The following is a 22565-nucleotide window of genomic DNA, read 5'->3' as shown; positions in this document are numbered from 1 at the left end:
CGCAGTCATGTCCGCTTGTCCGCCCTGGGCCGGAGTGATCGGATGGCGCGCAGGATTCCCGCGGATTTTCGATCCGCCCGGCGGTCCGGAGTACTGCCGCTGCATATCAGCCGAACGTGTGCCTTTCTGCAGGAACCGCACGCGCCGAGCCCATCACCGGCTCGACCTCGGCGGCCTGTCGTGGTGTGTCAGTGGCCAGTGGATCTGGCCCGCAGTCACTTGAGGTGGCCCGTAGGTGGCACACGGTCAAAGGACCTGGCCCGACCTCGTCTTCAGTAGCGTCCGTCGACCTCGTTCACGATCGGTGTCCTGTCCGGGAACCTGGCGGGGTCCGGGGCTGGGTTGCCGGGCGGTGGTGGCCGGACGGGCAGTGCTGGATCACCGCGTCGCCTGCGTCAGTGACATGACGGCGGAGGTTCGGAAAACGGTTGACCGGGCGGAAAAATTATCGGTATGAACTATGGAGCTTGATGGACGCTTGGCCGGCACGGCACGACTGGCGCTGGCTGACGGCGTGTCGATCCTCGACCCGGAGTCGGCAGTGTTCGAGGCAATGCTGGCCGGGTAATCAGCGAGCCGGAAGCGCCGGGACGGGATCCCGCCCCGGCGAGCACGCCGGCTCCTCGCACCTCAGAGAGTCGCTGATGGATCGAGGAAAAGGTGGTAAACACCGGTCTGACCGACCCAGCCACTCGCGAACACCCGCGTGGTCCAGGTCTGGGTTGCCCCGAAACACACCGACCACGAGTTCGCGGCCACTCCCGACCGGGCGCACTGCCATTGGCCGATGATGGCACTTGACGACATGAACAGCTCCGCCAGCGCTTCGATGCCATAGGAGGTGGCGCGGTTATTGCGCACGATCACGGCCGCCTGGACGCTGCGGTGATCCGTCGACCTGATCGCGCAGACCTGCGCCTTGATACCGGAGACGACGTCCGCGGTCGGGCCGCATCGCCACGTGCTGGCACTCGAGGTGATCGGGTTGGTGTTGCCGTACGGATGCCAGCTACCGGGCGGGATGGCCGCGGACGCGATACCGGCAGCTGCCAGGCTCATCCCGAGAAACGCGACGACGGCGACGATCAGACCCCTGAACATTCGTGAAACTCGCATAGCTGTCCCTTCGCAACGCACATTGATCGAACACCATCAAGAATGATCGTCGGCCGCTATCGCCGGACAGCCGCACCCCGTCAGCACGAAACTGCGGACCGCCGGACTGAAATTACCCCAGGAGGTGCCGGGAATCATCCATGAATCAGGCACCGTGCACCGGGTGTCCGAGTAGAGGTTGAGCCGATATCCGCTGACATTGGAGACCGACCTGGCCGAGGCCAGGTTGAAGAAGGTGTGGCACCTGCCGACCGACGAGCCGTGGCTTTCGAAAGTTCCGGTGAAATTGATCCCGCTCCAATAGCAGGTGTTGATCGCCCCAGAGACACACTGACTGCTCGCGACCGCGGTACTCGCATTCGCCGGCCCCGAAAAGCAGAACGCGGAGGCGATCGCAACAGCGACCACGGACGCACTTTTCATTCGACTCGATATCATCCCACAGTCTCCTCTTGTCTGCGATTGTCCGTTTCCCCATTCGGTCACCCGAGGCGCAGTGGCCAGGGTTACCGAGCCTCGCGGGTTACGCCGCCCGCGGCGACGATCGACGTACCGAGAGCGGTACGGCGGTAGAGCACGCTGCGCCCGTCACGGTTCGCGATGACCAGACCGTTGCCACGCAAAACGGACAGATGCGTGCTGATTCCGCCCGGGCTGGTGTCGAGCAGGCGGGCGATCTGCGTCGTCGAGCGGGGTACCGCCAGCACGCGCAGGATACGGGCCCGGGTCGAACCGATCAGCGCGGCCAAGGCGTCCTCGCTCGGCTTCACCGGCCCGTCATCGGCCCAGGCCCGCCCGATCTCGTGGACCGGGTAGTGCAGCTGCACCGTTTCGGGAGAGCGGTCGACCACGACCAGCCGGGGCCAGGCGAAGACCGAGGGCACCAGGGTGATCGACGCGCTCGCCACGCCCGTGCAGGCGTGATGCCCCTTGGCGATGGTGAGCCGTCGGCCGTCCACCCGCACTTCGGGATGCAGGTCGGCGAAGACGCCGTACAGGCCATCCTGGAGCGCACGTTCGGATCGGCGGGCGATTTCGGTGTCCAAGGCCGCGCGCAAGCGGGGGCGCACCGGCGTGAGCACTTGCTCGTCGAAGCGGCGCAGGGCCCGCACCAGGCGTGCCTTGCCGGTCTTGCCGCGCAGTGGCGCCGGCACCGGATCGGGTGTCCACGCCTGCGCCAGCTCCCTGCCGTAGTCGGCCACGGACATGGCGCCGAGCTGGGTCAGCTGGTGCTCGAGGGTGATGTCACGATCCAGGCTGACCGGGTACAGGAAGTCGGGAACGAGTCCGCTCGCCGGGGCCGCCAGCCGCAGCACCCGCAAATCCTCCCCCGCCACCTCGCCGGGGACGTGGCGCAGCCACGGCCGCACCATTGGCGCCGCCTGAGGGTCGTCGAGCGCCCGCAGGCCGCAAGCCACCTCACCCAGCGGCGAGAACCCCAGCCGGGTCGCTCCCAGTGTCTCGACACTCAGCCCGAACTCGATCACGCGCTCGCCCCCCCAGCCGCCCCGTCAGCCCGTGAGCACGCCCCCCGGCGTGGTCAACCGCTCACGGGCACCAGCATCCACGCGTGAACGCCCCACGCCAAATGATTCGCGCACCGCTGAATGGTTCGCCGCCGATACTCGGCCACCTTGCTGCATTTTGTTGCGCTTGTCCGGTTTTACCGTGCGCCGACCTGACCTCGTTCACCTGCCGGCGGCCGGCCCAGGGCCGCCGGACCTGGACATCGACGGCATCAACGGCACCCGGTATCGGGCCGGATCCGCGGGCGGCGCGAACTCTTTCGCGGTGGCTACCACCCCCGATAGCCTGGCTGCTCGACCGCCGGGCAAAGGAGCCTCGTGACTTCAGCAGGGCACGCGCCGGACATTGACGCCGAGGTGACGCTGGGGAAGCCAGTCGTGTGTCGAGTGCGTCACTCGCGATGGTATGTCGACGGTGGTGGTTTCCCGGGCGCTCACGTCGCCCAGCCGCAGTGTGTCGGCGGTCCGGAACTGCCGTTCACTGACGAGCCGAGGTGCCCAGGCAAGTCGAACAAGTGATCGCTATCGACGAATATTGCACGGTCGAATATGTGCATCACCCGGCACGCCGACACCGTCACGGGGCGGGCGAGTGGGGGCGTGACTCCAGGCCAGAGCTGCCTGCCAGGCCGCGATCAGAGCTTCGTCGTCGGCAAAGGTGGGGTCGGCGCCGAGCGGAACCCAGGTCTGCTCGACGACCGCGCCGGCCTCGATCCGCGCGACGGCGATTCCGGAGTAGCGCAGGACCTCGCTGTCCGGCTCCGTGGTGGTGGTGACCGCGCGGCTGGCGGCGACCAGCTGTACCTGGCGTTCGCTCGACACCGTCCACGCTCCTCGGGACATTGTTGACAGGAATTCCGCGCCGGGAACCTGGTGGGTAGCAGGTTGTTCCTCGCGGCCGCCCGGAAACGCACGGAGGCAAGCGGGGAAGCGTGGTGTGGGGGTGGTGGCGGCCGGAGAGCTGTGCGTTCAACTGTCCGGCAGCCGGCTCAGAGGGCATACCTGCCGGTCAACGTCTATCGCTTGCGATTCCAGCCGACGCGGTGTTGAAAGGTGGCTTCGTCGTTGAATCGGTGATGGATCAGCCGAAGGTGCGGGACGGCGGCAGTGTCGGGGGAGGAAAGCTGTCGCCGTCCCGCATCCGCGGCGCGTGCCGCAAGTCCAGAGTCGAACGAGCTGCCCCCGCCGTTACCCCGGCGTCGCGATCGTGGGCCGACGTCGGCCCACGGTTGCTCGCCCCTTCTCTTGTCGGCCGCGGTGGTCTGTGAAAGCTGGTGGAGGTGGGGCCGGGCTCGCCCCCTACGCGAGCCCGGCACACCGCTTTCCCCTGGTGCCGCCCTCCGCCGCCCCGGCCGCAGGTGAGAGTGGCGGCTCGCACATCGCCGCGGTCCTCCTGCCGTACCTGGCCGGCAGGCCCGTCACCTTCATCTGCTTCCCTGACGGGGTCGGCGTCGGCAAGCAGCAGTTCTTCGAGAAGAACGTCCCCCAAGGCGCCCTCGACTGCCTGTCGACGGTACGGCTTCCCAGTACTGGCACCCGTTCCGGCCGCGGTGAAGGTGTTGTCGAGTACGCGCTGCTGGAGGAGTTGGCGGGGCTGGTGTGGGCGGCGAACATGGCCGCGCTCGAGCTGCACGTCCCGCAATGGCAGATCGACGCCAAGGGCGGCGGCGGGCGCCGGACCGGCGGTGTCCGACCTCGAACCTGGGCCCGGGGCCTCGATCGTGGACTGCTGCCGGGTCGCCGAACTCCTCGATGCGGACGGGCTCACCGCGTTCGCGAAGACGTCCGGGTCAAAGGGGGATGCAGCTGTAAGCGGCGGTCAGTACTCGTGACCCTGCTGCGCCGTCGGCTTACGCCAAGAGCCTCGCTCAGCAGTTGGCCCGCGAGACTCCGGAGTCGGTCACGGCGGTCATGGCGAAGAACCAGCGCACCGGTCGGGTGTTTATCGACTGGTCCCAGAACAGCCCGGCCAAGACCACCATTGCCCCGTACTCGCTGCGCGGCCGCGACCGCCCGACCGTTTCCACGCCGATCACCTGGGCCGAAGTCGAGTCCTGCATGCACGTCAGTCAGCTGACCTTCGCCGCCGATGACGTCCTGGACCGCGTGGAGAAGCTCGGCGATCTCCTCGCCGACCTCCGGGGCACCAAGGGGCCGCTGCCAGCCCGGTAACGCCTGTGCTGGGGTCAGTCGAGGAGTCCTGCGAGGAGGTAGGGCTCGGCGGCAAACGGGGGGCATTTTGCCGCCGAGCCGAACTGCCGTGATCGAGTCGGTCGGGGGCGTGCCGGATCGATCACCTCAGCACCAGACAAGAGGACCGGGGCCGATCGTAATGACGCGACGTCGGAGATCACCGAGATGGGTGACGCGCCGGTGCCCGGAGCCCGGCAGGACATCGGCCCCCGAACCCTGCCGAGCATCCCGGGCACCGACCGCCCTCTTCTACCAGTGTCCGGTACGGCAGACGCATCGCCCGGCGGCGACGTCGCCCGAACGCGGTGTGGATTCCACCCGGCCGTGACGAGGGCGGGACTCGCACGACTTGCTTGACGAGACCGGCGCGCGGCGCGGAGCTACCTTCCGCCGGCGGCCTGGTCGACTCGGGGCCGGTGCGCGAGAACGTCTGCCGCCGGTTCGTCGGTCCACCGCCGCAGGAGCTGATGCCGGCTCGGCTAATCTGCCTCCCTGACGTCGACCGCCTGCGGCAGCCAGCAGGGAAGAACTCGGGAGCGAACGTGACGGTGAACGTCGAACCCAGAGCTCGCGGCCGCACGGAAGCCACCGCTGATGACGCGGCTGAGGGACAGTGGCCTCGACCGCGGACCCGGTGCGCCGCCGATCTCCACCACACCGGAGCCCCGCTGCCGCAGCGCCCCGCGAGCCGCCCGCAACCGTGGCTGGCCGACAGCGGCCCGGGCACACGCGGGGCCGGCTGGGATCCCTGGAAGTTCGACAGTCACCGAGCCGGACGCATGCGCGCCGAGGACCTGTGCCAGCTCTGCGGAACGCCGCGGACGGACACCGTGTATGTGCTCGCCCCCGTCGAGCAGATCGACACGATGGTCGAGATGTACGGCGGCGCCGTGTGTTCGCTGCGGTGCGCTCGGCTGACCGCGGCGGTGTGTCCGCACTACACGACTGCCGGCTCACCGATCGCCATCTATGCCGTTCCCCGACACGAGCGCGTCGACCTGGTCGGCTGCGACCTGGATAACGATGACGAGTACGACGTCGCCGATCTCGACCCGATCGCAGTCGTGACGGCGACCCGAGGGGCCGGACGGTGACATGCGCGCAACGCCGGGCGTACCAGCTCTCCCGTCGCGGGCTAGTTGGCGAAGCGAACCCATTGATTTTCGTGTTGCTCGACCTGACCGGAGCTGACGTCGGGTGAGGTGATGAAGAAGCGTGGAGTGCTGGAACTCAGGTCGACGAACACGAGAAGGTCTGCGCCGGTGACGTCCTGGTTCCCGGCGCGACGCATCGGGCGCTTCTGTGCCGTGCGCCTGGCCAGCACGCGAGCCTTCTTGCCGTTGATCGTCAGCCACCAGCGGCGCTCGTCGACTGCCAGGTCGACGGGGAAGTCGGTACGGCGAGTCGCTTCACCAGCCGCGAAGTAGCAGGCGGCGTCGTTGAGCCGGTCATTGGCCAGGTCGGAAAAGTCCATCTGGCAACCCTAGGCGTGAGGCCGACTCGAAGGGAACAGCCTTCCCCGCCCTTATACACAGCCTCTGAGTGCTTGGCTTCTGCGCAAACGTCGGCAAGAACATGCCATGACCGTCGCCACCTGGGAGGACGTCAACCCGGACCGGCGCAGTCCACATTGATCTACCAGTTCTGAGGCTGCCGCCGGCAGGTCTTTCTACCTGGCAAATACAACGGCTGTGGCCCCGGCGCAGGGGCTTCCTGGGGCTTGCCCGCAGCTGCTTTCATCCAGGTGGGTTGCGGAGCTAAACGTCGGCGTGTCCGGGCAGGAATGTGATTGTCCAGTGCTCGAGTCCCGTGGGATTGGGATCGTCGAGCGGCGGTGTGAACGTGGCGGGGGACACGAGTAGGCGTCGCGTGACGACGACGTGGCGTTGGCCGGAGACCGGCACGGCGAATTGGGTTTCGGGTTGCACGTAGTCGGGGTTCTCGAAACTGCAGCCCCTTGTCGGTCAAGGCGAAAGAGCCGCTATGGCTGCGGACACGCGGGTCGTCCACAGGATCCGGCGCTTCGAACGGTCCGGCGATGAATTCCATGTTGACGGTGACGATGTGAGACTGGAAGGCGCTGGCGAAGGCGATGCCGTTGGGTCCGAACGCGCAGATGTCACCGGTGTCGAGCAGGCCGTCGACGAGGGCGGCGGGGAGTTCGGTGCCGGCGGGGGTGACGTTGGCGAGGAAGAACGGGCCGGGATAGACGGCGACGGTGCGGTGGACCCGCTGGATCACGGTCATGGGGTGCACGCTAGCAGGGGTGCTAAGCGAACCCGGCTGTTCGCGCACCACCCCTTCGGTTCGTGAATAGATGCCGGTTCTGCGCGAGGTCGCGGATGACCTGGCTGCCACCGTCGCCCTGATCGTCGTCGAGGGCGCCGAAGCGGTCGCCGTCGCCGTGGTGGAACCGGCCAACGCGACTACCGCATTACCTACCGCCAGGGCAGTCGCCATCACCTCGACGGTGGCTTCGCCGGATACGCCTTGCGGCAACGGGCATGCGTTGGCGAATGCAGTAGTTAGGAGGGGCGTTCTGCGTCCGCGATCTCTTTCAGCAGCAGGGTGAGGGTCGCGAGCTTTTCGGGGCCGAGCAGGTCTTCTATCCAGCGGCTCGCTTCTTGCGCCTGCTGACGGCCGAGGGCCGCCCGCTCCCGCCCGGCGGGGGTGAGGGTGATCAGCGCACGGCGGCGATTCTGTGGATCCGTGGTCTTGGTGACGAGGCCGCGGGCGAGCAGTCGGTCGAGCAGTGTGGTGATCGTCGAGCGGTCCACGGCCGCGAGCGTGCCGAGCGTCGTCTGATCGAGCTCGCCGCGCTCGTCCAAGACCTGCAGCACAGCGAACTGGACCGGTGTGAGGTCCTTGCCAGTCTGCTGCCAGAGGGCATTCACCGTCTGCGACGCGCGCCTGAGCTGGTGGGCCATGCCGTCAGCCAGCACGCCGTCGTATCGAGCTCCGGTCACCATCGTGCCAGCTTACCGTCCGTGCACTGTGATTTGGTGCACGAACAGTCCGATCACTGCGGGTTCAAGTTAGATTGTCTGTGTACGGAATAACCGTGTACGGAAGGTGGTGGTTTCGGTGCCACGTCGGGTGATCGTGGGTATGACGGGCGCGACCGGCGCTGTTCTCGGGGTCGAGTTGCTTCGTCGGCTGCGGGACCTGCCGGATGTGGAGACGCATCTCGTGCTGTCGCAATGGGCCAGAGCGACGGTCCATCTGGAGACGGATCTCACTGCGCGCGAGGTCACCAGGCTCGCGGACGTCACCTACTCCGCGAACGACCAGGGCGCGGCGATCTCGTCCGGCTCTTTCCCGGTGGAAGCGATGGCGATCGTCCCCTGCAGCATGAAGACGCTGGCGGGGATCCGGACCGGATATGCGGAGGGACTCATCGCCCGCGCCGCCGACGTGACATTGAAGGAGCGGCGGCGGCTGATCGTGGTGCCTCGCGAGACTCCGTTGAGCGAGATCCACCTGGACAACATGCTTGCGCTCGCCCGGATGGGAGCGCGGATCGTGCCCCCAATGCCGGCCTTTTACAGCCGTCCGGCGTCCATCACCGAGCTCGTCGAGCACGTGGTGGTTCGCATCCTCGACCAGCTCGGCTTTCCTGTTGCCTCCGCGCAGCGCTGGACCGGCATGGTGACCACCACGAAACTGACAGGAGTGGCGAACGAATGAGCCGGAGCACCGATCTGCGGGCGTATCTCGCCGCGCTCGACGAACTGGGCGATCTCGACCACGTTTCGCGGGTCGTCGACGCGAATCTCGAAGCCGCGGCCATCGCTCGGCGTTCCACCGAACTACGCCGGCCGGCCCCCCTTTTTGAGCGCATCGCGGGGTTCGGCGAAGGAGTTCGCATGGTTGCCGCCCCGGGTGCCCTTTCGAGCTTGCCCGGGTACCCGCTGGCGCGGGTGGCTATGTCTGTCGGTCTGCCTGCGACGACCAGTGCGGCGGAACTGGTGGAACACTTCCGGCAGGCTCGCTACCGCACGCCGCTTCCGCCGCGGCTCGTACCAGCCGATACGGCCCCGTGCAAGGAGCACGTCCTTCGCGGGGAGCAGGCCAGGCTCGACCGGTTTCCCATTCCGGTCGTGCACTCGGGCGACGGCGGACCGTATGTCAATACCTGGGGTGTGATCATCGCGCGGACGCCGGACGGCCGCTGGACCAACTGGTCGATCTCGCGGATCATGATGCTGAACGAACGGCAAATGACAGGCCTGGTGCTGCCGGGTCAACACCTCGGCATGATCTGGCACGAGTGGGAGCAACTCGGCAAACCGATGCCTTACGCCCTTGTTCAGGGCGGTCCCCCTGGCGTGCCGATCGCCGGCTCGATTCCCCTGCCCGAAGACGTCGACGAGGGCGCGTATCTGGGAGCACTGCTCGGCGAGCCAATCGAGGTGGTGCCATGCGAAACGGTTGACCTCGAGGTTCCAGCCACCGCAGAGGTCGTGATAGAAGGCCATCTGTCGGCCACCCGCGACGCGATCGAAGGGCCATTCGCGGAGTTCCACGGCTGGGCTTTCGATGAGACCTCGCCGCAGCCCCTGTTCAGTGTCGAGGCGATCTCCCACCGCAACGATCCCATCTGGCCGCTGGCCGCCGCCGGTCGTCCGGTCGACGACTCCCACGTCGGTCCCGGCGTGGGGATTTCCGCCGAGATTGTGGCGATCCTGCGCGACGCGGGCCTGCCGGTGACGACGGCCTGGCTGTCGCTGAGCACCGCCTGTCACTGGATGGTGATCACGGTGCCGTCTGCCTGGCGCGACGTGATGCCCGGCGCGGATTCTGCCGAATTCGTGCACCGCATCGGTGAAGTGCTGACCAAGACCCGTGTGGGACGCCTATGCCCCGTCACCTACGTGCTCGACGACGACATCGATCCATCGAACGATGCCGATTTGCTGTGGGCATTGGGCACTCGGGTTCACCCGCTGCACCGGCAGGAGCACTGGGACGGGCCGATCATGCCCTGGTACCCGTGCTACCTGGAGCACGAGTCGCACAGTGGACGCGGCGCGACCGTGATGCACGACGGTCTGCTGCCACCCTTCGGGAGCGGCAGGGTTCCTCCCGCGACGTTCGAAGGCGTCTATCCGGCCGAGGTGCGCGAGCGAGTGCTCGCCGCCGAACGAGCCGCGGAGAGTCGTCGCTGAGCGGACTGGCGGGCGGTCGTCGGACACCGATGGCCGCCCGGCGTGCTCAGTCAGCTGCGATGAGCCAAGTCGAGCCGGTGGCGGGCATCCTTGCCCGCCTCAATCAAGGACCGTCCGAGTTTCTCCAGGTCCATTGCCGCCATTCGGTAGGTGGGCATGCACACCGAAATGCCCACCACCGGTAGCCCACGTGCGTCTCCGACAGCGACGCCGACGCCCCCGACATCGGCCCGGTAGCCACCCTCGTTCACGGCATAGCCGCGATCCCGCACGATCTTCAACTGCCGCCGCACGTCCTCGGCGTCCCGTGGCGAGTTGTCGGTGTAACGCTGCAACGGCGCCGTCAGGACCCAGCTCAGCATGTCCTCGGGCAGCATGGCCAGCTGGGCGAGCCCGGGCGAGACGCAGTGCGCCGGCGAGCGGCTTCCGATGACCGCGACGGAGTGCACCGGCTGGGGCGAGACGAGCTGGTCCAGGTAGACGATCTGCCGCCCGTCGAGCCGGGTCAGGTGGATGGTCTCCCGGCTGGCCTCGTGGAGTTCCTGCAGGATCGGACGCAAGGTGTGAGCAAGATCGGGTTCGCGGCGCTCCGCCGCTAGTCCGAGGACCCCGGGGCCGAGCCGGTAGCGGAGCTCGTCGTCCTTGATCAGCCAGCCGCGCTCGACCAGCGTGTTCGCGAGGCGGAAGGCAGTAGCCTTACCCGCTCCCATCCGGGTGGCCAGCTGGGTGACGGTGAGACCGGAGTGCGCTGCCAGCACCTCGATCATCGTCAAGGCGCGCTCAACCGAGGACAGCCGGGCGGTCTGCTTGGTGTCTGCCATGCACGAAGAGTACGACTGTTGCCACTAGCGGAACAAGTTTCGACAATAATCGTTCCGCTATAGGAAACGCACTATTGCTCGTGGCGGAACTGCCCGTCTACAGTCCCGGGAACTGGTCGTGCAGGCCGGCTTGCAGCCAACGGAGGCCGCTATGAGTGACTCAACCCCCCAGATCCAGGCCCGCAGACGCCAAGTGCGCGCGGCCGGGATCGCGTCCATTACCGGCTGGGCGATGGACCTCTACGACCTGTTCATCATCCTGTACGTCGCCCCGGTGATCGGGCCACTGCTCTTTCCGGCGAGCCAGCCGACCTTGCAGCTCGCGCTCGTCTATGCGTCGTTCGCGGTGACGTTGGTGATGCGCCCGCTCGGATCGGCGGTCTTCGGCGTCTACGCAGACCGCCACGGGCGCAAGCGCGCGATGATCATCGCGATCAGCGGCGCCGGAATCTCCACCGCCCTGATGGGCGCGATACCGACGTACGCCGCTGTCGGTATCGCCGCTCCACTGGCCTTCGCCGTCCTCCGCCTCGTGATGGGTGTATTTGTCGGCGGCGTGGTGGCGTCCACGCACACGCTCGGCACGGAAACCGTTTCGCCACAGCACCGCGGCCTGATGTCGGGCCTCGTCGCCGGCGGTGGTGCCGGCGCCGGTGCGGTGGTCGCGTCCGCGGTGTACTTCCTCGTCTCCAGCATCTTCCCCGGTACCGAGTTCTCGAGCCTCGGCTGGCGCGTCATGTTCTTCACCGGCTTGCTGACCGCCGCGGTGAGTTTCTATGTCTACCGCCGCACCGAGGAGTCCCCGCTGTGGCAGGCCGGGCAGATCACGGTGCGGCAGAAGTCCCCGCTCGCGCAGCTCTTCGGCCGCCGGTACCGGACGATCCTGCTCGTAAATGTCCTCGTCGCCACCGGCGGCGCCGCGCTGTACTACCTGACGATCGGCTTCTTCCCGACGTTCCTCGGCAAGAACCTCGGCCTCACACAGACGACCGCAGCGATCGTGCTCGTCATCGTGAACGTCGTGACCATCGCGGCCGGCGCAGCCGGAGGTTCGCTGAGCGACCGCATCGGCCGTCGTGCGACGTTCCTGTGGTGCGGGATCCCGATGCTCGTCCTCGTCCCGTTGCTGTACTACATGACCAACGCCGTCGGAGGCGATCAGCCGGTGGCCGTCGCACTGTTGACGAGCCTCATGGTGGTCTTCGTGATCCTCGCCCAGGCGCCGGTCCTCATCTTCCTCAACGAGCGGTTCCCGACCGAAATCCGGGCAACCGGCACCGGTCTCAGCTGGAACATCGCGTACGCGTTGGGCGGCATGATGCCGACGGTCGTGACCCTTCTCAGCCCGCAGGTGGCCGACATCCCCTCCCGCCTGGTCATCCTGTCGGCCATCGCCGCCGCGGTGTTCCTCAGCGGCGCGTTGCTTGCCCGGGAATCCCGTCACCTCGGCCTCGGCGAGACGACCACCAAGTCCCCAGAGGACTCCGAAAAAATCCTCGAGAAAGGCTGACTGCCGTGCCGTTGATCCGCGTCAACCACGCCACCCCGTTGAGCCCGGACACCCTCGAAAAGCTGCTCAGGGCCCTGACCGATGCCTACACCGACACCACCGGTAGCGACCCCGCCGCCGTGCAGGTGCTGGTCGAACGGGTGCCGCCGGAGCAATGGGCGATCGCGGGGGAGAGCCTGGCCGCCCGGAAAGCTGTGAAGCGATGACCGCTCAAGAGGCCGTCGTCCTGCTCCACAGCCTCGGCACCGACCGGAACCTGTGGCGCCCGCAGATGGCTGCGTTCGAAGGCCGGTACCGCGTGCTGACCCCGGAGAGCCGGGGCCACGGCGCCACACCGTGGCAGAGCCCGCTGGACCTGGCCACCTGGATCGCGGACCTCGACCGCTTCCTCGACGCGGCACTGGGGCCCGCCCCGGTCCCGGTGCACCTCGTCGGCCTGTCCATGGGTGGTGTTCAGGCGATCGCCTACGCCTCCCAGCGTCCGGAGCGGGTGGCGAACCTGGTGCTGGCCGACACGTTCGCCGCGTTGCCGCCCGAAACGGCGCGGGCGCGCGTGGCCGGCATGACCGAAGCCGTGACCCGGCTCGGCATGGCCGCCTATGCGGAGCAGTACCTGCGGGAGACACTGGTCGCGCCCGTGCCGGAGTCCGACCTGGCCGCCCTGCACGCCGCGATCGCCGGAGTGCCGGCAGAGGCTTACATCGCCTCCGCCCAGCTCACCTTCCACACCGACCACCTCGGCGTGCTCGCGGGGATCACGCGGCCCACCCTGGTGCTCATCGGCGAGGAAGACCACAAGAGCCCCGCTCCACTCGCGGCAGAACTCGCGAACGGCATACCTGGTGCCCGGCTCGAGACCATCCCCCGTGCCGGACACCTGTCCAACATCGAGAACCCCGAAGCGTTCACCGCCGCGGTGCAGACATTCTTCGCGGCTTCGGACGTCATGGAGGTGACATCGTGAGTGAGCCACCTGTGTCGATCGTGACCGGAGGTGCGAGCGGCATCGGCGCCGCGGTCGTGGCCTCGCTCGCCGAGGACGGTCGTCACTGCGTCGTACTGGACATCAATGTCCCGACCGACCGGGTCGCGGGGGTCGAGTACCTGAACGTCGACCTCGGTGCCCCAGACAGCATCGAGACGATCCAGTCGCTGCTCACCTCGGCGGGGATCGGACAGGTCGACCACCTCGTGCACTGCGCGGCGGTCGGGCAGTGGTCCCCGTTCCGGGAAACGAAAAGAGCAGAGTGGGAGCGCATCCTGCGCGTGAACCTCGAAGGCACGATCGCGCTGACTCAGGCGGTCGTGCCACTGATGGGCCCGGGCGGCCGAATCGTCCTGTTCGCCTCCGGCACCGTCTTCAAAGGACCCCGCAATGTCTTCGCATACGTCGCGTCGAAGGCGGGTGTCATCGGGTTCGCCCGGTGTCTGGCCGACGAGCTGGGTGACGACGAGATCACCGTGAACGTCGTCAGCCCCGGCATCACCGACACTCCGATGATCGCGCCGATGGCGCACACCGAGCAACAGAACATCGCCACGCGGGCGATCAAGCGCCGAGCAGTCCCGGATGACCTGGTCGGACCGGTGCGCTTCCTGCTGTCCCCGGCGGCGGCCTTCATCACCGGGCAGACGCTCTGCGTCGACGGCGGATCCGTCAAGAACTAGCAACCAGTGAAAGGACCTCGAAACATGAGCTGGACCCGGTCGACCATCGACGCCGGCGGCTTCCGCACCGGATACCTGGAGGCCGGCGATCCTGCCCGGGACACCATCGTGCTGATTCACGACGGGGGTTTCGGCACGACCGCGGACCTGTGCTGGGGCGGGGTGATCGAGCACCTGGCCGAGCAGTACCACGTTCTCGCCCCAGAGCTGCTTGGCTGGGGTGAGACCGACAAGGTGGTCTACCTCGACCGTCCGCCGTACGCCGCGCGCATCCCGCACGTCGCCGCGTTCTGCCGGGCACTCAAGGTCGAGGGAGCGGCCTTCGTGGGAGCCTCCTTCGGCGGCTCTCTGCTGCTGCGGGCGGTCGTCGCCCAGGGCCGGCCCTGGCCCATCACGCAGGCCGTGAGCATCTCGGGCACCGGCGGGCCGTTTCGGCTGCCCGAGGGAATCGCGGCGCTCGCCGACTACGAGCCCAGCCTCGAAGCCGCAGAACGCATGACAGCCCTGATCGTCCGCGACACCTCGACGCTGACCGACCACATTCGACAGCGCTACGAGAACAGCCTCGCGCCAGGCCACTGGGAAGCGATGACCGCGCCCCGGCTGCACAACCCCGCGACAGAGCGGACCACGACGCCGGACGACTTCCTCGACCGGTTCGCAGCGATCGACGTGCCGGTTCTGCTCGTCGAGGGCCGCTACGACCCGCTGCTGGAAGACGGCTGGTCGAAGAAGCTCGCCGACCTCTCTCCGCACGCGAACGCCGTGACCGTGGAGTACTCGCACGAGCCCAACATCGACGCACCGGCCGAAATCGGGCGTATCATTGTGGACTTTCTCAAGGAGGTCGCATGACCGCCGTTGCCGGTGCAGCCCGCGAGGCCCCTGTGAGCTTCGAGACCGCGACGACGTCCTACGACGCGGTGCTGCCGATCGAGGCCGACGACGCCTTCCTGGAGCAGGCTGTCGCCGAATCCGACCTGCCCGCGCTGCTGGCGGCCCTGGCGCTGACCACTGGTGACCACGAGCGCCTGCTCGCTGACGAGCTGCGACCGCCACTCCCGCTGATGGACGCCGTCATCGCCCCGCAAGGCGGGATGAGCCCGGAAGCACAGAAGAAGGCGCGGAAGGTGGCCCTGGACGCGCTGATCCAGTTCCGGGACAACGGTTCCCGGACGCTCGGGCCACTCGATGAGGGCACCCTGACCAGGATTACGGCGTTCCTCACCAAGCAGGTGGGGACTGAATGCCTGCCGCTGTTGCGTCACGAGCTCGGCCTGCCCACCGACGCCGGCGCCCCACGTTGGTCGGCGGACGAGGTGGCGGTGGGCACCGATTTCACCGTGGCCGTGATCGGCGCGGGTATCTCCGGCATGGCCGCGGCACACCGTCTCCAGCAGGCGGGCCTGTCGGTGGTGGTGTTCGAGAAGAACACCGAGGTCGGGGGCGTGTGGTGGGAGAATGTGTACCCCGGCTGCCGCCTCGACACACCCAACTTCGCCTATAGCTACTCGTTCGCGCCCAAGCAGGACTGGCCGCACCAGTTCTCCGAGCGGGACGACATCGAGGGCTACCTCACCGACGCCGCTACCCGCTTCGGGCTGCGCGACCTGGTGCGGTTCGAGACAGAGGTCATCGAGGCGGCGTTCGACGAGAACACTCTGGAATGGACCCTGGTGACGACGACCGGCGGCGGCCAGCGCGAAACCCATCGCTTCGACGCCGTCGTCACCGCCGTCGGGCAGCTGAACCGGCCGACCCTGCCAGACATCCCAGGCCGGGAGGACTTCGGGGGACAGGCGTTCCACTCTGCGCAGTGGGACACCACCGCCGACCTGACCGGCAAGCGCGTTGCGGTGATCGGCACCGGGGCGAGCGCCTACCAGATCGTCCCGTCCATTGCGGACCAGGTCGCGGAGCTATCGGTCTTCCAGCGGCACGCGCCTTGGATGCTGCCGACCCCGACCTACCATGAGGCCATCCGGCCGGGCATGGCCTACCTGCTACGGCACGTTCCGTACTACGGGCGCTGGCTGCGGTTTTGGCAGTTCTGGCTCGCCACCGAGGGGCGGCTGCCGTTCGTGGAGGCGGATCCGGAGTGGACGGAGCCGGGCTCGACCTCGGCCGCGAACGCGCACCTGCGCAAGCAACTGCTGGCCCACCTGGAAGGGCAGCTGGCGGATCGGCCGGACCTGCTGAAGAAGATGATCCCGGACTACCCGCCTGGCCTGAAGCGGATGACCCGCGACAACGGGGTGTGGGCGGCGGCGCTGAAGAAGCCGCATGTGGACCTCGTCGTGGACGGGATCACCGAGATCACCACGACGGGCATCCGCACCGCCGACGGCACCCACCGCGAGGTGGACGCCATCATCTACGCGACCGGGTTCCAGGCGTCGGACTATCTGGCGCCGATGAGGGTTCGCGGGCGCGGTGGGATGGACCTGCACGAAAAGTGGGGCGGTGACGCCCGGGCCTATCTGGGGGTCACCGTCTCGCAGTTCCCCAATCTTTTCCTCATCATGGGTCCGAATACCGGCGTGGTCGTCAACGGCAGCGCAGTCTTCATGGCCGAGTGCGCGGTCGAGTACACGGTCGCCACTCTCGGCGCGATGCTGCGGGCGGGATCGCGGGCAGTCGATCCCCGCGAGTCGGCCGTGGATCGCTTCTGCGAGTGGGTGGACGCCGGGAACCGGCGCCGCGCGTGGGGCGCCAGCCCGATCGGCAGTTGGTACAAGAACAAGTTCGGGCGAGCGTCACAGGTCTGGCCGTACTCACTGCGCGAGTACTTCGACCTCACCCGAGAACCGGATCTCGACGACTACGAACTGCTCGGCACCCGGACACCGGGGAAGAGGTGACCTGAATGACCAACCCAGGGCCCGCTGACCGGTCCGTCGTGCGCGTCCGGTCGCGAACCACGATCGCCGACGGTGTCCTCGAGATTCTCCTCGAACATCCTGAGGGACAACGACTTCCGCCGTGGACGCCCGGAGCGCACATCGACCTGATTCTCCCGGACGGGCGAAGCCGGCAATACTCGCTCTGCGGTGACAGGGACGACGCCTACACCTACCGGGTTGGCGTACTCCGGGAACCGGCCGGGCGAGGCGGCTCGGCATGGATTCACGACGAGCTGCAGACCGGCCAGGTCCTCGGGTTCGGCGGGCCTCGCAACCATTTCCCGCTGGTCCCGTCGCCCACCTACCTGTTCATCGCCGGAGGTATCGGCGTCACCCCGCTGCTACCGATGATCCGGCAGGTCGAGCAGGCCGGGGCGGAGTGGCAGTTGCTCTACGGGGGTCGGACGCGGTCGTCGATGGCGTTCGCCGATGAGCTGATGGCCTACAGCGACCGGGTCCGCCTCGTTCCCCAAGACGAAGCCGGCCTGCTGGATCTGGCCGGGCTGCTGGGGCGGCCACGTGAGCGGACCCAGGTCTATGCCTGCGGTCCCGCCGGGCTGCTGTCCGCGCTGGCGGACGTCACCGCGGATTGGCCGCCGTACACGGTGCGTACAGAGCGGTTCGTTGCCGCGACACTGGACGCACCGCACCGGCAGGGGCCGTTCGTGGTCGAGCTGAAACGGACTGGGCAGACGCTCACGGTCGGGCCGGAGCAATCCGTGCTGGACGTGGTCCGGAGGGCCGGCGTCGAGATGCTGTCGTCGTGCGGCCAGGGCGTCTGCGGGACCTGCGAGGCCGACGTGCTCGCGGGACTGCCCGACCACCGGGACGCTGTGCTCGACGAGATCGACCGTGGCCGCAACGACTGCATGATGTTGTGCGTTTCCCGCTCCCGTTCCGAAAAACTCGTCCTCGATCTTTGATCCTTTCCAGCAGGGAGGCCTGTGCGTGACAACGACAACCGCACTCCACGAAGAGCTGCCTCACAGCGACGCCGATCCGTTCGACGAGCGAACGCTGACCGACCCGATCCCGGTGCAGCAAGAACTCCGGGAGCGTGCGCCGATCCTGTATCTTGACCGGTACGACGTGTATGTGGTCGGCCGGTACGTGGAGATGCGCGAGATCCTCACCGATTGGCAGCATTTCAAGGTAGGCGGTGGTGTCGGTCTCACCAACTACTACAAGGAGAAGTCGTGGCGGCCGCCGGCCAATCCCACCGAGACAGATCCGCCCGGCCACGACGCCACCCGCAGGGTCCTCAGCAGTGTGCTCGGCCCGAGGGCACTGCGGAGGCTGCGGGAGAAGTGGTTCGCCGAAGCTGTCGAAGTCGTCGATAAAGCCGTGGAGGACAAGGAGTTCGACGCGGTCGAGAAGATCGCCGGTTTCCCCTTGAAGGTCTTCCCCGACGCAGTCGGGCTGCCCCCGGAGGGGCGAGAGAACCTCCTTGCCTACGGGGATCTGGTGTTCAACGCATTCGGCCCGAAGAACGCGCTCCTGGAACGCAGCGCGACCCGACTCGTCGAGCTGTCGCAGTGGGTCACCGGGCTTTGTCGCCGCGAATCGCTGTCCGAGGACGGATTCGGCTCGGCGATCTGGGCAGCGGCGGACCGGAACGAAATCACGCAAGAGCAGGCTCCGCTCGTCGTCCGGTCTTTGCTCTCAGCTGGGGTCGACACAACGGTGCACGGCATCACAGCCATCATCCGGGCTTTCGCCGAGAACCCCAGCCAGTGGGAATACCTGCGCAGCCGCCCGGACTTGGTGCGGCGCGCCTTCGACGAGGCCCTGCGATGGGCGTCGCCGCTGCAGCAGTGGTTTCACACCACTGCGGAAGACGTCGAGTTCGCGGGCGTCACCATCCCCGCTCACAGCAAGATCCTGCTGCTGGCCGCGGCCGCAAACCGCGACCCTAGGCGCTGGGCGCACCCTGACCGCTTCGATTTAACCCGTGACCCGTCCGGTCACGTCGGCTTCGGAAGTGGAATCCACCAGTGTGTCGGCCAGCACATCGCGCGGCTGGAAGCCGAGGCGATCCTCACCGCGCTGGCGCAGCGCGTCCGCACGATCGAGCCGATCGGCCAGGCACGCCGGCAACTCAACAACACCCTGCAAGCATGGGACTCCTACCCGATCCGGATCTCGTAGTCGGCGAACATCCGCGCCCTCGCGGAAGGGAGTGAGATGCGGATCGGTACCCAGATCGCGCACGCCGGGCAGGTCACCGAAGGTATGCGCGACAACGTCGAACAGGAGAAAGTCGGGCTCGACATCGTCAGGGTTACCGAGGTCTGCTCGTTCTACGCCGTGAGCCGGATGGGCCCCCTCGCGGCCAGGACAGAGCGGGTGCGGCGCCGGGTCGGGCATCATCCGTGACCTTCGCGAACTCATGGACCGAGGAAGCCGGCCTTCCGCGCGCCAGTGGGCCGCGACCGGAGATCGCCTTGTCCTGGCGGCGGTCTCAGCTGAGCGGGCTGAGAGTGGACGAACCACGGCCGCGAATCGAACCCGACGCAGTGGACCGGTCTGGCCGGCTAGCCGCCGCCGCCCGACCGGTCCTGACCGACCTCGAAGATCGACTGGCAGGTGCGGCATTCTGCCTCGTGCTGGCCGATCGCGAATCACGGGTGGTCAGCTGCACTTCGGGAGTTCCCTGGCTTCGCCGGCACCTCGAACCCTTCGGTGGTGTTGTGGGCGGGGTGATCCGTGAGGAGACGTTGGGAACCAACTCCATTGCCACTGCCCACGAGCTGCGGCGGGGTATCGCCGTACGTGGACGGGAGCACTACCTGGAGGCATTGAAGGTCTTCAGCTGCTACGGCATGCCCATCGTGCATCCCGTGACGCACCGGCTGGCGGGCGTGCTCGACATCACCTGCCCGGTGACGGCCGACTCGCCGTTGCTTGAGCCCGTGCTTGCGCGGGCAGTGCGCGACATCGAAGAGCTGCTGCTGGTGAACGCCAAGGACTACCAGCGTCGCATGCTTGTGGCCTTCCAGGCTGCCACGTCCGCGGCTCGAGGGCCGGTTGTCGCGCTAGCGGACGGGGTGGCACTCGCGAATGAGCCGGCCACCCTCCTGCTGGACGCTCTCGACCACGCCCGGCTGCGCGAGATCGCGGAGGACTTCAGCCAGTGCGGCCGGAGGGACGGCCTGGTTCGGCCGCTGCGCCTGGCCTCAGGCCGCGAGGTGTCGTTGCACGCGGAAGTGGTGGCGGCGCAAGCGCGGGGCGTGCTGTTCCACTTGACGCCGCATGGAAAACCGGCGACCGGCGAACCTTCCAGGGGAAGCGACGCCCCACGACTGCGACCGGGTGCACCGGTATACGTGAGCGGCGAGCCCGGTACTGGACGCACCACCCGCGCCCGTTCACTGGCCACGCAGACTGGGTTGGCTCTCGTCGAGTTCGACGCCGCAGAATGGCTGGCCGACGGGGGCGAGTGGTGGGCCGCCCTGGCCGACGCTGCAGCCCGCCAGTCAGCGGCCGCGCTGGTCGAGAATGCCCACTTGCTGCCCGAGAAGTTTTCGGAACGCCTGCGCCGAATGCTCGCCCAGGAAGACCTTTGTCTTGTGCTGACGGGCGCCCCGATCGCGCAGCTGGCTGGACCCAGCGCCACGGTGGCCGCCTACTGCCCAGTACATCTAGAACTCCGGCCTCTGCGGGAACGTACAGAGGAACTGCCTGCCCTTATCGACACAATGCTCGACCAGCTCGGAGTGGCTAATCGGTTGCGGTACACCCCGGAAACGATCGGACGCCTCACCGGATACTCCTGGCCTGGTAATCTCCGCGAGTTGAATTCCCTCCTGCAAACAGTTGCGAGCGGGCGTACCTGCGGTGATATTACCGTGTTGGATCTACCGTCCCACTACCACGTCAGCCCCCGGCATCGTCGGTTCACGCCACTCGAGCAGGCTGAACACGACGCGATCCGGCGCGCGTTGCAGGAAAGCCACGGGAACAAGGTCAAGGCCGCGCAACTACTCGGCATCAGCAGGACCACCCTCTACAACCGGTTGCGCGTGCTGCGGATCGTGTGCTGAAACTGTCCATAATGTAAACACTCGGCTCATGTCTCCCGCCCCTATCCTGCCGCTGAGACCAAACTCGCACACTGGAGCGGTTGAATGACGGCACAAGAGTTCCTGACCTATAACGATCTCTTCATCGGCGGCAGCTGGGTCCGCCCGGCGAGCGACCGCCGATTCAGCCCGATCAACGCGAGCACCGAGGAGGTGCTCGGCTCGGTTCCCGAAGGTGTCGAAGCCGATGTCGACGCGGCTGTTACCGCCGCTCGCACGGCCTTCGACGAGCGAGGAGGATGGCCGCACTGGGAGCCCGAGCAGCGCGCCGAGGTCATGGAACGCTTGGCGAACGCGATCGACAAGCGTGCGGAGGGCTTCGTCGAGCGGGTCAGCGCTCAGAACGGGATGCCCGTGGCAGTGGCCGGCCAGCTTGAAGCTGGCGTACCCAGTACGCTTCTGCGTTACTACGCGAACCTGGCCCGGCAATCTCAGGCAGCCGAAATACGGCACGGCCTGTTCGGCGGGGACATCGAGGTCCGCCGGTACCCGATCGGCGTGGTTGCCGCGATCGCCCCGTGGAACTTTCCGCAGGTGCTGACCATGTTCAAGCTCGCCCCGGCGATGGCGGCCGGGTGCACGTTGGTGATCAAGCCGTCGCCAGGCACTGTGCTGGATGCCTGTCTGCTCGCCGAGGCCGTGGAGGAGGCAGATGTGCCAGCCGGGGTGGTCAACATCGTGCCGGCCGATCGGGAGGTAGGGGCGTATCTGGTCGCGCACCCGGGCATCGACAAGGTCGCATTCACGGGGTCGACTGCCGCGGGCAAAGCCATCGGCGAAGTGTGCGGACGCCTGCTGCGGCCGGTCAGCTTGGAACTCGGTGGCAAGTCCGCGGCGATCGTCCTGCCCGACGCTGATCTCGACCTGTCGAAGGCTGGTGAAGCCCTGGTCGGTAGCACGCTGCTGAACAATGGTCAGTGCTGCTACCTCGGCACTCGTGTCCTGGCCCCGCAGAATCGCTACCAGGAGGTCGTGGACGTCTTCACCGCTCTGGCCGCTTCGCTGACCGTCGGTCCTGCGAACGATCCCGGCACCCAGGTCGGTCCTCTGGCCAGTGCCCAGCAGCGGGCCCGTGTCGAGTCGTACATCGAAAAGGGCCGCCGGGAAGGCGCCCGGATCACGACGGGGGGTCGACGTGCTGCTGCTTTCGACAAGGGCTATTTCCTGGAGCCGACTGTGTTCGCCGACGTGGACAACGGCGCCACGGTCGCCCGTGAAGAAATCTTCGGGCCGGTGCTGTCGATCATCGGGTACCGCGATGTGGAAGACGCCATCCGCATCGCCAACGATTCCGACTACGGCCTTGGCGGCTCGGTGTGGACAGCCGACCCCGAACGCGGCGCGGCCGTGGCGCGTCGCATCCACACCGGGACCATCGGTGTCAATCACTACCTTCCCGATCCGGCGGCCCCGTTCGGTGGAGTGAAGGCCAGCGGTCTCGGTCGGGAGCTCGGCCCGGAGGGTTTGGCGAGCTACCAGGAGCTGCAGAGCATCTATCTGTGACGCTGGCGGCTGGGGTTGCTCGGAAGGGCAACCCCAGCGAGGTCATCTGAGTGGCTACAGCCAGTTCGGGGGTCT

23 protein-coding genes and 1 pseudogene are annotated in these 22565 nt (G+C 67.4%); 16 read left to right on the top strand and 8 right to left on the bottom strand.

Features of this window, described 5'->3' with window-relative positions; genetic code table 11:
* Positions 1-630 precede the first annotated feature (630 nt).
* The 4 genes from ACH54P_RS14565 to ACH54P_RS14550 form a co-directional block, all read right to left on the bottom strand.
* On the bottom strand, positions 631-1101 hold the full coding sequence (locus ACH54P_RS14565) for a hypothetical protein (protein ID WP_489912916.1): 471 nt from the start codon (positions 1099-1101) through the stop codon (positions 631-633).
* Positions 1102-1152: 51 nt separating this feature from the next.
* Positions 1153-1524, bottom strand: coding sequence for a peptidase inhibitor family I36 protein (locus tag ACH54P_RS14560; RefSeq protein ID WP_489912915.1), 372 nt, complete (start codon positions 1522-1524; stop codon positions 1153-1155).
* 98 nt (positions 1525-1622) lie between these two features.
* The gene (locus ACH54P_RS14555) at positions 1623-2603 is read right to left on the bottom strand and encodes an ArsR/SmtB family transcription factor (RefSeq protein ID WP_489912914.1); all 981 of its coding nucleotides are present in this window, start codon (positions 2601-2603) and stop codon (positions 1623-1625) included.
* 561 nt (positions 2604-3164) lie between these two features.
* On the bottom strand, positions 3165-3464 hold the full coding sequence (locus ACH54P_RS14550) for a hypothetical protein (protein ID WP_489912913.1): 300 nt from the start codon (positions 3462-3464) through the stop codon (positions 3165-3167).
* Between the two features lie 328 nt (positions 3465-3792).
* On the opposite strand from ACH54P_RS14550, the pseudogene ligD (ACH54P_RS14545) reads away from it, so the two are divergent.
* From ligD (ACH54P_RS14545) to ACH54P_RS14535, 3 genes and pseudogenes are all read left to right on the top strand, one after another.
* A pseudogene (gene ligD / locus ACH54P_RS14545) lies at positions 3793-4239 on the top strand (non-homologous end-joining DNA ligase LigD); the annotation flags it as partial.
* Positions 4240-4517: 278 nt separating this feature from the next.
* Positions 4518-4814, top strand: coding sequence for a non-homologous end-joining DNA ligase LigD (gene ligD / locus ACH54P_RS14540; protein WP_489912912.1), 297 nt, complete (start codon positions 4518-4520; stop codon positions 4812-4814).
* Positions 4815-5614: 800 nt separating this feature from the next.
* The gene (locus ACH54P_RS14535) at positions 5615-5929 is read left to right on the top strand and encodes a hypothetical protein (RefSeq protein WP_489912911.1); all 315 of its coding nucleotides are present in this window, start codon (positions 5615-5617) and stop codon (positions 5927-5929) included.
* Between the two features lie 41 nt (positions 5930-5970).
* Here the strand turns inward: ACH54P_RS14535 and ACH54P_RS14530 are convergent, their stop codons facing one another.
* The 3 genes from ACH54P_RS14530 to ACH54P_RS14520 all read right to left on the bottom strand — a co-directional run bounded on the left by ACH54P_RS14530 (position 5971) and on the right by ACH54P_RS14520 (position 7804).
* Positions 5971-6309 (bottom strand): hypothetical protein, encoded by a 339-nt coding sequence (locus ACH54P_RS14530; protein ID WP_489912910.1) that lies wholly within the window; start codon positions 6307-6309, stop codon positions 5971-5973.
* Positions 6310-6470: 161 nt separating this feature from the next.
* Positions 6471-7082 (bottom strand): hypothetical protein, encoded by a 612-nt coding sequence (locus tag ACH54P_RS14525; RefSeq protein ID WP_489912909.1) that lies wholly within the window; start codon positions 7080-7082, stop codon positions 6471-6473.
* A gap of 278 nt (positions 7083-7360) precedes the next feature.
* Positions 7361-7804, bottom strand: coding sequence for a MarR family winged helix-turn-helix transcriptional regulator (locus ACH54P_RS14520; protein WP_489912908.1), 444 nt, complete (start codon positions 7802-7804; stop codon positions 7361-7363).
* Positions 7805-7907: 103 nt separating this feature from the next.
* Between ACH54P_RS14520 and ACH54P_RS14515 the strand changes: the two genes are divergently transcribed.
* Both ACH54P_RS14515 and ACH54P_RS14510 read left to right on the top strand, forming a co-directional pair.
* Entirely contained in the window at positions 7908-8522 is a 615-nt protein-coding gene (locus ACH54P_RS14515; RefSeq protein ID WP_489912907.1) for a UbiX family flavin prenyltransferase, read from the top strand.
* Positions 8519-10003: a UbiD family decarboxylase gene (locus ACH54P_RS14510; RefSeq protein ID WP_489912906.1), complete on the top strand. Its 1485-nt coding sequence runs from the start codon at positions 8519-8521 to the stop codon at positions 10001-10003. Before ACH54P_RS14515 ends, ACH54P_RS14510 begins: the two co-directional genes overlap by 4 nt.
* A gap of 50 nt (positions 10004-10053) precedes the next feature.
* On the opposite strand, the gene ACH54P_RS14505 is transcribed toward ACH54P_RS14510, so the two are convergent.
* Positions 10054-10824, bottom strand: a complete 771-nt coding sequence (locus tag ACH54P_RS14505; RefSeq protein ID WP_489912905.1) for an IclR family transcriptional regulator — start codon at positions 10822-10824, stop codon at positions 10054-10056.
* Between the two features lie 151 nt (positions 10825-10975).
* On the opposite strand from ACH54P_RS14505, the gene ACH54P_RS14500 reads away from it, so the two are divergent.
* The 11 genes from ACH54P_RS14500 to ACH54P_RS14450 all read left to right on the top strand — a co-directional run bounded on the left by ACH54P_RS14500 (position 10976) and on the right by ACH54P_RS14450 (position 22490).
* Complete coding sequence (locus ACH54P_RS14500) at positions 10976-12334, top strand: MFS transporter (RefSeq protein ID WP_489912904.1); 1359 nt, start codon at positions 10976-10978, stop codon at positions 12332-12334.
* Between the two features lie 5 nt (positions 12335-12339).
* Positions 12340-12540 (top strand): tautomerase family protein, encoded by a 201-nt coding sequence (locus ACH54P_RS14495; RefSeq protein WP_489912903.1) that lies wholly within the window; start codon positions 12340-12342, stop codon positions 12538-12540.
* The gene (locus ACH54P_RS14490) at positions 12537-13298 is read left to right on the top strand and encodes an alpha/beta fold hydrolase (RefSeq protein ID WP_489912902.1); all 762 of its coding nucleotides are present in this window, start codon (positions 12537-12539) and stop codon (positions 13296-13298) included. The genes ACH54P_RS14495 and ACH54P_RS14490 overlap by 4 nt, the downstream gene beginning before the upstream one ends.
* Before the next feature lie 11 nt (positions 13299-13309).
* Complete coding sequence (locus tag ACH54P_RS14485) at positions 13310-14002, top strand: SDR family NAD(P)-dependent oxidoreductase (RefSeq protein WP_489912901.1); 693 nt, start codon at positions 13310-13312, stop codon at positions 14000-14002.
* Positions 14003-14026: 24 nt separating this feature from the next.
* Positions 14027-14857: an alpha/beta fold hydrolase gene (locus tag ACH54P_RS14480; RefSeq protein ID WP_489912900.1), complete on the top strand. Its 831-nt coding sequence runs from the start codon at positions 14027-14029 to the stop codon at positions 14855-14857.
* Complete coding sequence (locus ACH54P_RS14475; RefSeq protein ID WP_489912899.1) at positions 14854-16863, top strand: flavin-containing monooxygenase; 2010 nt, start codon at positions 14854-14856, stop codon at positions 16861-16863. Before ACH54P_RS14480 ends, ACH54P_RS14475 begins: the two co-directional genes overlap by 4 nt.
* Positions 16864-16868: 5 nt before the next feature.
* Positions 16869-17828: a PDR/VanB family oxidoreductase gene (locus ACH54P_RS14470; protein WP_489912898.1), complete on the top strand. Its 960-nt coding sequence runs from the start codon at positions 16869-16871 to the stop codon at positions 17826-17828.
* A 25-nt stretch (positions 17829-17853) separates the two neighbouring features.
* Positions 17854-19053, top strand: coding sequence for a cytochrome P450 (locus ACH54P_RS14465; protein WP_489912897.1), 1200 nt, complete (start codon positions 17854-17856; stop codon positions 19051-19053).
* A 36-nt stretch (positions 19054-19089) separates the two neighbouring features.
* A complete protein-coding gene (locus ACH54P_RS14460; RefSeq protein ID WP_489912896.1) occupies positions 19090-19281 on the top strand; it encodes a hypothetical protein in 192 nt (63 codons plus the stop codon).
* Positions 19278-20948: a sigma-54-dependent Fis family transcriptional regulator gene (locus tag ACH54P_RS14455; protein ID WP_489912895.1), complete on the top strand. Its 1671-nt coding sequence runs from the start codon at positions 19278-19280 to the stop codon at positions 20946-20948. The genes ACH54P_RS14460 and ACH54P_RS14455 overlap by 4 nt, the downstream gene beginning before the upstream one ends.
* An 84-nt stretch (positions 20949-21032) precedes the next feature.
* The gene (locus tag ACH54P_RS14450; protein WP_489912894.1) at positions 21033-22490 is read left to right on the top strand and encodes an aldehyde dehydrogenase; all 1458 of its coding nucleotides are present in this window, start codon (positions 21033-21035) and stop codon (positions 22488-22490) included.
* Positions 22491-22565 lie beyond the last annotated feature (75 nt).

Source organism: Amycolatopsis sp. N2S4-7 (assembly GCF_058119595.1).
The sequence above is the reverse complement of the archived record's forward strand: the minus strand, read 5'-3'. Positions and strand labels throughout refer to the sequence as shown.

Bases quoted from the DNA above. Each gene is read 5' to 3' on its own strand.
- ACH54P_RS14565 (WP_489912916.1), bottom strand. From the start codon at position 1,101: ATGTTCAGGGGTCTGATCGTCGCCGTCGTCGCGTTTCTCGGGATGAGC.
- ACH54P_RS14535 (WP_489912911.1), top strand. From the start codon at position 5,615: ATGCGCGCCGAGGACCTGTGCCAGCTCTGCGGAACGCCGCGGACGGAC.
- ACH54P_RS14530 (WP_489912910.1), bottom strand. From the start codon at position 6,309: ATGGACTTTTCCGACCTGGCCAATGACCGGCTCAACGACGCCGCCTGC.
- ACH54P_RS14525 (WP_489912909.1), bottom strand. From the start codon at position 7,082: ATGACCGTGATCCAGCGGGTCCACCGCACCGTCGCCGTCTATCCCGGC.
- ACH54P_RS14520 (WP_489912908.1), bottom strand. From the start codon at position 7,804: ATGGTGACCGGAGCTCGATACGACGGCGTGCTGGCTGACGGCATGGCC.
- ACH54P_RS14510 (WP_489912906.1), top strand. From the start codon at position 8,519: ATGAGCCGGAGCACCGATCTGCGGGCGTATCTCGCCGCGCTCGACGAA.
- ACH54P_RS14505 (WP_489912905.1), bottom strand. From the start codon at position 10,824: ATGGCAGACACCAAGCAGACCGCCCGGCTGTCCTCGGTTGAGCGCGCC.
- ACH54P_RS14500 (WP_489912904.1), top strand. From the start codon at position 10,976: ATGAGTGACTCAACCCCCCAGATCCAGGCCCGCAGACGCCAAGTGCGC.
- ACH54P_RS14490 (WP_489912902.1), top strand. From the start codon at position 12,537: ATGACCGCTCAAGAGGCCGTCGTCCTGCTCCACAGCCTCGGCACCGAC.
- ACH54P_RS14480 (WP_489912900.1), top strand. From the start codon at position 14,027: ATGAGCTGGACCCGGTCGACCATCGACGCCGGCGGCTTCCGCACCGGA.
- ACH54P_RS14475 (WP_489912899.1), top strand. From the start codon at position 14,854: ATGACCGCCGTTGCCGGTGCAGCCCGCGAGGCCCCTGTGAGCTTCGAG.
- ACH54P_RS14470 (WP_489912898.1), top strand. From the start codon at position 16,869: ATGACCAACCCAGGGCCCGCTGACCGGTCCGTCGTGCGCGTCCGGTCG.
- ACH54P_RS14460 (WP_489912896.1), top strand. From the start codon at position 19,090: ATGCGGATCGGTACCCAGATCGCGCACGCCGGGCAGGTCACCGAAGGT.
- ACH54P_RS14450 (WP_489912894.1), top strand. From the start codon at position 21,033: ATGACGGCACAAGAGTTCCTGACCTATAACGATCTCTTCATCGGCGGC.